Origin of the sequence: Adlercreutzia murintestinalis (assembly GCF_943192905.1) — a bacterium.
In the GTDB taxonomy this organism is placed as follows: Bacteria; Actinomycetota; Coriobacteriia; order Coriobacteriales; family Eggerthellaceae; genus Adlercreutzia_A; species Adlercreutzia_A murintestinalis.
In genome coordinates this window covers 83,903-93,220 of the sequence record NZ_CALPCC010000007.1, presented here as the reverse complement: position 1 = coordinate 93,220, position 9,318 = coordinate 83,903, and the positions used below count along the sequence as shown (strand labels likewise).

The window sequence follows — 9,318 nt, the reverse complement described above, 5'->3', positions numbered from 1 at the left end:
AATGCCCCTTGCGACTTGGAGCGCGAAGCGGCCTGAAGATTCTTAAATAATCGTCCAATTTATCTTGACCACTCCAACATCTCCTCATCTCAGATGTCCAAGTTTTTATCCACGCCTCCGGCTGTTCGGCTAACTTCGCGAATTGACGCTTTAGGTCCAGGCATGCGCATGCTCTGCGAAAACAATGTTTATCGGGATCGCTTCGTTGACGATAGCGAAGCCTTCCTCGTAGTATGGCGCTCAAGCGCCATACTACGAGGAAGAGCGCGCGTACCGAAAGTTTCGTTCGCATCGACGATCGCATGGTATCCTGGTTCCTACATCAGAGAAGGAGAGGCTCGCTCATGTGCTACAGCGTTGGCATCGAGACGCTTGCAGGCAATGCTCTTATCGCCTTGCTTGAGAATGCTGAAAAGAAGGGCAAGGACCAAGATACGACCAAAGTTTCTCTGGAATCTCTCTACGATTACGGCATCGCTGTTGTCGAACTTCTTCGTCAAAGCGAAGAATCTGCCGTGCTCCTTATGTCGCGCGATCGGACGGATACCTTCATCAGTTGGTGTTCTGATCTTGTGCACGTTGAAGCGTATCCCTCTCCGCAGGCAGCTGTGGTCTTGAACGAGGGTGTTACCAAACAGGATCTTATCGACAGATTCCGCGGATCGGCAGCTGTTCCGGTGCAAAAAGCCCTTGATGCCGAGAGCGCTCTGGATATCATCCTTGCTGCGTAGCGCTTCAAGGTCGAACCTGTATGAAACGTCTCAAGGATCCGATATACGGTTATATTGAGATCGACGGAGACGTTTTCGAGAAGTTCATAGACACACCGGCTTTCCAACGATTGCGCCGTGTCGTGCAGACGAGCTATGGGCCGCTTTATCCTGCCGCCTCGCATAATCGTTTCATCCATTCGCTTGGCGTGTACTATCTTGGCGGCTTGGCTGCTCAAGCGGTTGGCGCGTCACTTTCTTGCTTGCAAGAGGATCCAGAGTTCGCACTTGCTCCAGAAAAAGTGGAAGAAAAGCTGGCAACATTCAAGGTGGCTTGCTTGTTGCATGATCTGGGCCATGCACCTTTCTCTCATGCGGGGGAGCAATTCTACGACGTGGCAAGCGATTCTCGGACGCTCGATGATCAGATGAAGAGGGCGGTGAACGATCAAATCTTTTCGAAGAGCGTTGACAAGATGCGCAGTGTTGCGGCGGCACCACATGAGCGCATGAGCGTCATCTTAGGATTGGATCTTTTTGGCGCTTCCATACCCGATAAAGCCCTTTTTGCTCGGTGCATCACAGGATACGTGCATGATGAAGGATCGTTCGGGCTTGGTTTGGATGAGCAGATCGATAACATCCTCGTACGACTTCTCAATTCGACGACGATCGATGTGGATAAGCTCGACTACCTCATCCGCGATTCGTTCGTGGTCGGTTTTGAATCAACGTCCATCGACTACCGAAGGCTTCTCAAGGGCATCGAGATCAAAAGGACCGCTCAGGCGAAGTACGAACTTGTCTATCATAGCTCGGCGATCAGCGTGCTAGAGAACGTGATCTACGCGCGAGATTTCGAGAAGAAATGGATCCAGTCGCATCCGGTCATCATCTACGACCAATTCCTCATTCAGAATGCGATGAAATATATCGACAAGAAACTGTGTAGGGGCGATGCGGCCAAAACGCTCTTTTGCGAAGAATCGCTCAAGGAAAGTGGTAAAACTTTCGCCGATGACGTGCATATCTCGCTGCTGTGCGACGATGATGTGGTCTATCTTGCCAAGAACAAATACCCCAATTCGTTCATGCAGGAGTACTTCGATCGCAACGACAGGCGACACCCTGTATGGAAGTCGGAGGCGGAATACAAGGCGCTCTTCGATGAGGCAGGGTGCCAAGAATCGCTTGGTCAGCTCGTTTCCATCCTGCACAGCATCGAAAGCGAGTTCTGCGAAGGGGACCTGATGCTGGATCAGAAACTCGTCGATCGGGTGCAAGCTGAGATCGGCGAGCTTGATACGCTAGGAGAAGAGGATGGGGCGGCTTGTGCGCGCAAGAGGAACTTGGAGCGCATCAACGCATTCCTGTCACAGCTGAAAGAGCAATGTAGCCACATCGGTATCATTTTCGATTTCGTCGTGATCTTCTCGAAAGGCTTTACGAGCGGATTCAATCCTGATGATTTTAGGAATACGCTCGTGAGTTTTCCTGATTGCCGTGATAGCTCTATATTCAAATTGGACGATGTGTCAAGCTGTTTGAAGGGCGAAGCGCAGAGCGGAAAGCGAGAGCTCTTCTATCTCTATCATCGGCATGCGAATGCAGAGGATTTTCCCCGAGCACAGCTTGTCCGGTTTTTGAAGGAATCGCAGCGATAGCGCAATGCGGTCAGAGGTGCGTACGACAGAAGGGAATAGCATCTCTGATCGAGCAAATGGCGACCTGCACAAAGAGGCGGCATAGCGTGGTCAGATGCATCCGTACGCGTTCGGCTGATCATGGCTGAATATCCGGGATACCCCGTCTGTTCGGCTGACAATAGAAATCAATCAACCAATCTCTGGGTCAGCGCTGTGTGGAAATGCTGTAGAAAAACACGGCAATCTAAGCCACCCCCTTGAAAAAGTTGAAACCATCTTGTTAAGTTGCCATCGTCTGATAAAACAGGCACAACGGGAACCAGCTTTCGGGCTGGGCAAGATACGCAAGACATAGAACAAAGTTTTCTAGTAGCAAGGGACGGCTCAATGAAAACGCAAAGTGAAGACTCAGAGGGAGTGTAGCGACGCTATTTCCCACAGGATGTTGCAGCGCATGAGGCGTTGTGATGTTTGAGGTGTTCTGACGCGCGCATCGCGGCAGCGTTTCAAGCATTGCATTAGTACGGCGGCGCAACATTTCGAACAGCAACGGGTAGTTTCGATCCGCTCGGGAACCTGTGTTTTGGTCTACGCTTGCACAGGGCGAATCGTTGAACGAGGGACGGATCATGAAGAAGATCGGTTTGCCCACGAAGGCGATATCGATGGCGGTTGTTTTTGCGTTGGCAACCACATCGGCCCCCGCAGGAGCGCTGGCTTTTGCGGAAGAGTCACTACGAACACCGATACTCGAGCAGATCGCTCAGGCTGCATCAGATGGCGCCTCGGATGGCGCGCATGGAGGGGACGGTTCCGCCACCTCTTCTGTGCACGATGCGCCAGGCAATTCGGACGCTGTTGAGGGCGGATCTGACGATGACACCGGCAATGCGGGCGACACCACCGATGACGCGGCGAACGGCTCCGCTGACCAGGACGCTCCGGGCACCTCGGGTGATGTTGAAGACGATGCTGATGGTGAGCCGACCAATGATGCCGACGCTACCACTGACACCATCAACAGCGCCCACACCGACCAGGCCGACCGCGCCGTTGCAGAAGCACTGGCCGTACAAGACCTGACCGCCGCAGAGACCATCGCGCCGCTGAGCATCGACACCGACGACCCTGCCCAGATGCGCGTGCTCGAACAGAACCGCTTCACCGGGCTGAATCCGGCCAACACGGTAGTGAACCTGTTCGACTACACCTCGTACCTGAGCGAGGCGGGCAACGACGAACAGCTCTCCAGCCTGCCGCCTTCCGAATGGCTTGGTAGTGCGGATGACCCCAACATCAACACCGGCCGCATGCTGACTTTCGGCAACGGCATGAACCGCGACATGGGCTATTGGAACGCGGGTTCGGGTTCGGGCATGGGCGACTTCGCCAAGAACAACCCCGGCTTCCAGAACATCGTGTCTCCCACGCTGGGCGCCGACGGCTATCCACAGATCTCCACCGAGAGCACGCCGGTGTACGGCATGAGCGCCGTGAACAACGTGGGCGCGCTGGTGGCGGGCATCATGGAGTGGCCGCAGGTGGGCGGCTACGCGAGCAATCCGCCGCTGTACGCTAACGCCGTGCGCGTGAACGCTCAGTGGAGCAACGGGCAGCCGGTGTTCCCGTACGCGGGCGGCAAGAACATCTCGGACACGGTACAGAACCAGTGGAATGGCAACCGATCGCTGTCGTATCTGTTCGACCCCGCGCAGGCGGATGCGGCGGGCCGCACCGAGACGCATACCGACGTGAAGGGCCTCTTCCAGCTGGAGGACGGCTACTACACCTACAACATGCGCAAGAACTTCGCCCAGTACACTGCCGAGCCGGTGCAGGGCCGCGACGGCACCATCGAAGCCAACAGCTTCGTGCTCTACGACGCGCCCGCGGGCCTGCGCACCGACAACGCGAACAGCGTGGGCAACTTCTTCCCGTTCAACACCGGCGAAGAAGTGTTCCGCGTGGAGGGCGACCAGCTGGTGAGCGACGTGTATGCGGCCAACAGCGGGGCCGAAGGAAGTGCCAGCAACCAGGGCCAGAACAAGCCGTTCATGAATCATAACCTGGGCCTGTCGATGGAAACGGCGTTCCGTCAGCCGGTGGGCGGCACCGTGGGCGATGATCCCATGACCTTCGAGTTCATCGGCGACGACGACATGTGGGTGTTCATCGACGATGTGCTGGTGCTCGATCTGGGTGGCATCCACTCCGAGCTCTACGGCACCATCGACTTCTCCACGGGCACGGTGAACCTGGGCACCGCGTTCGGCTCGAACGGCCAGATCACCACCGCGCCGGTGCGCTCCACCACCATCAAGCAGATGTTCGAATCGGCGGGCAAGGACACCTCCGAAGGCTTCACCGGCAACACGTTCGCGTCCAATACGTCGCACACGCTCAAGATGTTCTATCTGGAGCGCGGCAACTACGACTCGTCGCTGTCGGTGCGCTTCAACCTGCAGCCCGAGCTCTATCAGCAGATCAAGAAGGTCGACCAGGACGGCAACCCCGTGCAGGGCGCCGTGTTCGACCTGTATCCGGTCGACTCCACCACGGCAGCGGGCGCCGACCAGGCCACCCTTGACAACGTGACCTACCGCACCGATGCGGCTGCGCGCCTGACCTCGGTCACCACGCGCGAAGACGGCACAGCGCAGTTCACCGATGATGGCCAGCCGTTCAATTTCGCCGACCGCGTTACCGGAGACGTGGCCAGCCAGCTGTTCGTTCTGCGCGAGAGCTCAGCGCCGCCGGGCTATCGCATGATGCCCATTGACATCCTGATGCGCTTCGACCGCGAAACGGGCACGTTCGTGGTGAACAACCGCTACGACACCGGCGCCTACGCCAGCTTCAACAGCTACGTCACGCAGACGGCGCCCAACCACCTGCGCTACGGCAGCTACGATGCGGCCAGCGGCACCATCGTCAACACGGACGCGCCGGTCAGCATCGCGCAGCAGAGCGGTGGCTTGGTGGTGGCGGTGCCCACGCTGCGGCAGGAATCCGACGGGGTGTGGAAGCCCATCTACGGCAACAATAATGACAAGCTGACCACCATCTCCTACGACGCCACGGACGTGAACGCCATGCGCCAGGCCATGCTCGAGGCGGTGTTGCACCAGGCGTATCTGAGCCAGCAGCCTGGCTCGCGCGTACCGGGGTGGTATCTGGAATGGACCGACGAGGGGCGCCTGGCGTCCTACCACGAGGAAGCGCAGCGCACGAGCGGATCGCCGCTCAAGGTGGTGTGCACGCTCTCTGAGCTGCCCGGCAATCCCACGCGGTATCGCCTGAACAACCCCAACGGTGACATGCAGATGATCTACGGCATCATCTCAAGCGATGCGTTCGCCAGCACGGGCATGGAAGAGGCCGACAAGTACGCCTCGCTCGCTCAGCGCGTGAGCAACCATCTGGCGGGGGTGGCCCAGCCCACCGAGGCGCAGCTGGATGCCGCCGTGCGCGCAGCCGCGGCTGAGATCGTGAGCACGCCCACGTCGGGGGCTTCCGGGGCGTTCGGCACCCGCGGCTTCAACGCCATTGAGGCCAACGACCTGAATCAGTTCGAGCGGAACTTCCGCACGCTCATCAACGTTTCCAACGAGCAGCGCGAGCTGCGCGTGTGGAAGGTGGATCAAAACGATAACCGCGTGAATGGTGCTGCTTTCGGCCTGTTCGGCAGCAAAGAGGATGCTGAGAGCGCCGTGCGCGCAGACATCGACGGCAACGATGCGGTCACCCGCATCTACGATACGGCCGGCAACGAGGTGCATGCGTATGCCGCCGGCGTGACCGGCGATCTGCGCGGGGCGGAAACGCGCTACCAAGGCGATGACATTGAAGGTATGCTCATCTTCGCGCCGTACGTGACCAATGGTGCGGGCGCTGCGCATACCGAATGGACGGTGGGCGACGACGGCCAGAACGGCCGCGTGCTCTACTTGAAAGAGATACAGGCGCCAGCCGGGTTCAATCCCAACGACACCATCATTCCGGTGGTGATCGGCCAGTACGGCATCTACGCTGATGCGGGCACGACGGCTGATGGCGTGGACGTGCTGGCAGGCGTGGGCAAGCTGAGCGCCACCATGACCAAGTACGCCGCATCGCCTGATTTCAACCTGACGCTGCGCTACATCACGTCGGTCATGCAGACGCAGGAGAGCTCGGCGGTGCCGACGGGCGCGCAGAGCGTGTCGTTCGAGGTGTTCAACCGCAGCTGGCAGGCCAGCGACACCCACCGGATGAACCTGGAATACGGGGTCAACGCGCTAGTGGATTACGGTTCGCCCGATGGCTTCACGGAAGCTGAGTTGGAAGCGGGCATCGGCTACATCGACGCGGCGGGCAATCAGCGCCCGTTGTTCCGCACGGCGACCGGGTTCGTGCGTGCGGCGCCCGAGCAGGACACCGAAGCGTTGGAGCGCGCGCTGGCCTCGGGGCCGTACCGCGGGGTGAGCGCGGATCTGCTGTCGGATGCGTCGCTGGTGAACGTGTTCGCCATTCGCAATACCGTGCGCGTGACCGATGTGAAGCGGCCCACGGCCCAGATAGCCAAGGTGGATCAGGACGGCAATCCGGTGGCGCAGGCCAGCTTCGAGCTGTACGCCGTGGATGCGCCGACGGGCACCACCGAAGAGGGCCTGGCCGAGGTGACCCTTGAAGAGGTGGCGGATCGCATGAGCAGCGCGCCGGTGGCCATGCTGACCACCGATGCGACCGGCATGTCGTCGTTCTATCAGGTGGATGCGAACGGTCAACCCGCCTCTGAGGTGCTCGACTTCGCTCAGCGGGCGGCGCAGCTGGGCATGAACGGCGGTCGGCTGTACGTGCTGCGCGAAACGCAGCGCCCGCCGGGGTACCGCCAGATGCGCACCGACGTGCTGTTCCATTATCTGCCCGCCACCGGCATGCTGGTGGTGAACAACACCTACCAGACCGGGGCGAGCGCTGGATTTGCGTCGCTCGTGACGGTGGATAGCGACATTCATTACGCCACGTACGACAACGGCGAGTTGACGGTGGATCCAAGCGACCACGTGAGCTCTCAGACGCAGCGCGACGGGTTGGTGGTGACCGTGCCCACCATCGTCACCGACGAGGGGTGGCGTCCGCTATATGGCGATGTGACCGCGGGATATCAGGCGGTGGCTGGCTCTGACGCACGCGCATTGCTGGAAGCTGCGTTGCAGCAGGCGGCTGGTGCGGCGACCGGTGCGGGCAAGCCGTGGCACCTGAGCTGGAACAGTTCGCTTGCGTCGCTGACCGGGCAGATCGAAGGGCTGCCCGGCGTTGCCGACGACTACCGTTTGTATGATCCAGATGGCACATTGCAGATGGTGTATGCGGTCATCAGCCCTGAGGCGCTGAAGGCGGCTGGCGTGGATGCGGCCAACTCTCATGCGCGCTACGAGCAGCTGGCTCAGAAGGTGGCCGACCAGGGGCTCGACCGCGTGCTGGCGACCATCACGGGGCAGCGCGACGGCTTCCGTCCCATTGATGCCAGCGATTTCGACCGGGCGTTCCAGCCCATCATCTATATTCCCAACGAGCAGCGCGAGTTGCGCTTGTGGAAGACGAACGAGGCTGGCGAGCGCATCGATGGCGCGGCGTTCGCGCTGTTCGAGAGCCGCGGCGATGCCGAGCGTGCGGCGGATGCCACCATCGAGGATGCCCACGTGACCAGCGTGACGGATGCTGCGGGCAACGTGATGCCCGTGTACGCGGCGGGCGTGACCGGTGTTCCGCATAATGGCGATGCGGCCGACAACCAGCACGGCACCATCGTGTTCGCGCCGTACGTTGAGGATGGTGAGGGCACGGCGCAGACGCTGTGGATCGATTCTGAGGGGAACGATCTGCTGGGCAAGGCGCTGTATCTGCGTGAAGTGAAGGCACCCACGGGATATGAGCGCAACGATACCATTATCCCCGTCGTGGTAGGGCTGTACGGGGTGTATGCTGATGCGGGCACCTCTGATGATGGGGTAGACGTGCTGGCGGGCGTGGGCAAACTGAGCGCTACCATGACCAAGCTTGCATCCAGCACGGATGTGGATCTGACGCTGCGCTTCATCACGTCGCAGGCAGAAACGCAGCCCAGCTTGAAGTTCAACGCAGACCAGTCGATCGACGATGGGCGCGTGGAGGGCAGCAGTTTGAACTTCGACGCTTTCAACGACGATTGGAGGGGGACAGAAAAGAAGATGAATCTGGTATACGGTGACGACAACGCGCTGGTGAGCTACGGGCATCCGGGCGAGTTCTCCGACGAGGAATTGGCCGAGGGCATTGGCTGTATGGATGCCTATGGCGAGCAGCGTCCGCTGTTCCGGGCGGAAGAGGGCTTCGTGCGCCCGCATATCGAGCAGGATACGCAGACGATGCGCGCAGCGCAGGAGGAACAAGGCGACGGAGCGGCCAGTGCGGTGCATGCCGATGATCTGGAAGGGATCGATCTGGGCGCGCTGTTCTCGGTGCGCAACACGGTGCGCGTCGTGGATCAGAAGGCTGGCGAGACGCCCGATGATCCGGATGACCCGAACGTTCCGGGAGATCCGAGGCTGCCGGGCACGGGCGACGGCCAGAATCCGGACGTTCCGCGCAAGGGTGCGCTGCTCGCGCGGACAGGCGATGAGATGTTCCAGCGAATGCTGATCTTGATGTTGGCCACCACGGCACTGACGTGCTCGGTGATCGGGGTGCGCCTGCTGAGAACGGCGCATCGGATCAAGCAGCAGCAGTAAGGCGGCTGCGGCCGCGAGGGTGCGGTTGTGGGGCTGCGGTCGCAAGACTGTGCCTGCGTGCGGCCTTGAGGGCGCGATTGCGCAGCTGCGCCTCGATCGGACAGAGTGAGCAAGGGTAAGGGCGCCTCGTGCGCCCTTTCTTATATTCTTATATATAAGGTAGATAAGGTAGAGGAGGGCTCTGCAAGATGCAGGGTCCCTCTAAGGCGC

Annotated in this window: 4 protein-coding genes; 3 read left to right on the top strand and 1 reads right to left on the bottom strand. The window is 59.9% G+C overall.

Annotated features, from left to right (window positions below; translation table 11 throughout):
* Positions 1-344: 344 nt before the first annotated feature.
* Together NFR19_RS03635 and NFR19_RS03630 are read left to right on the top strand one after the other, a co-directional pair.
* Positions 345-731: a hypothetical protein gene (locus tag NFR19_RS03635; protein WP_251212427.1), complete on the top strand. Its 387-nt coding sequence runs from the start codon at positions 345-347 to the stop codon at positions 729-731.
* Between the two features lie 20 nt (positions 732-751).
* Positions 752-2,374: an HD domain-containing protein gene (locus tag NFR19_RS03630; RefSeq protein WP_251212426.1), complete on the top strand. Its 1,623-nt coding sequence runs from the start codon at positions 752-754 to the stop codon at positions 2,372-2,374.
* Between the two features lie 262 nt (positions 2,375-2,636).
* Here the strand turns inward: NFR19_RS03630 and NFR19_RS03625 are convergent, their stop codons facing one another.
* The gene (locus NFR19_RS03625; RefSeq protein WP_251212425.1) at positions 2,637-3,050 is read right to left on the bottom strand and encodes a hypothetical protein; all 414 of its coding nucleotides are present in this window, start codon (positions 3,048-3,050) and stop codon (positions 2,637-2,639) included.
* Here NFR19_RS03625 and NFR19_RS03620 point away from each other — a divergent pair.
* Complete coding sequence (locus NFR19_RS03620; protein ID WP_251212424.1) at positions 3,022-9,108, top strand: SpaA isopeptide-forming pilin-related protein; 6,087 nt, start codon at positions 3,022-3,024, stop codon at positions 9,106-9,108. The two genes, NFR19_RS03625 and NFR19_RS03620, sit on opposite strands and share 29 nt — an antisense overlap.
* Positions 9,109-9,318: the final 210 nt, after the last annotated feature.

Coding starts and splice junctions, on each gene's coding strand:
- NFR19_RS03630 (WP_251212426.1), top strand. CDS start 752: ATGAAACGTCTCAAGGATCCGATATACGGTTATATTGAGATCGACGGA.
- NFR19_RS03635 (WP_251212427.1), top strand. CDS start 345: ATGTGCTACAGCGTTGGCATCGAGACGCTTGCAGGCAATGCTCTTATC.
- NFR19_RS03620 (WP_251212424.1), top strand. CDS start 3,022: ATGGCGGTTGTTTTTGCGTTGGCAACCACATCGGCCCCCGCAGGAGCG.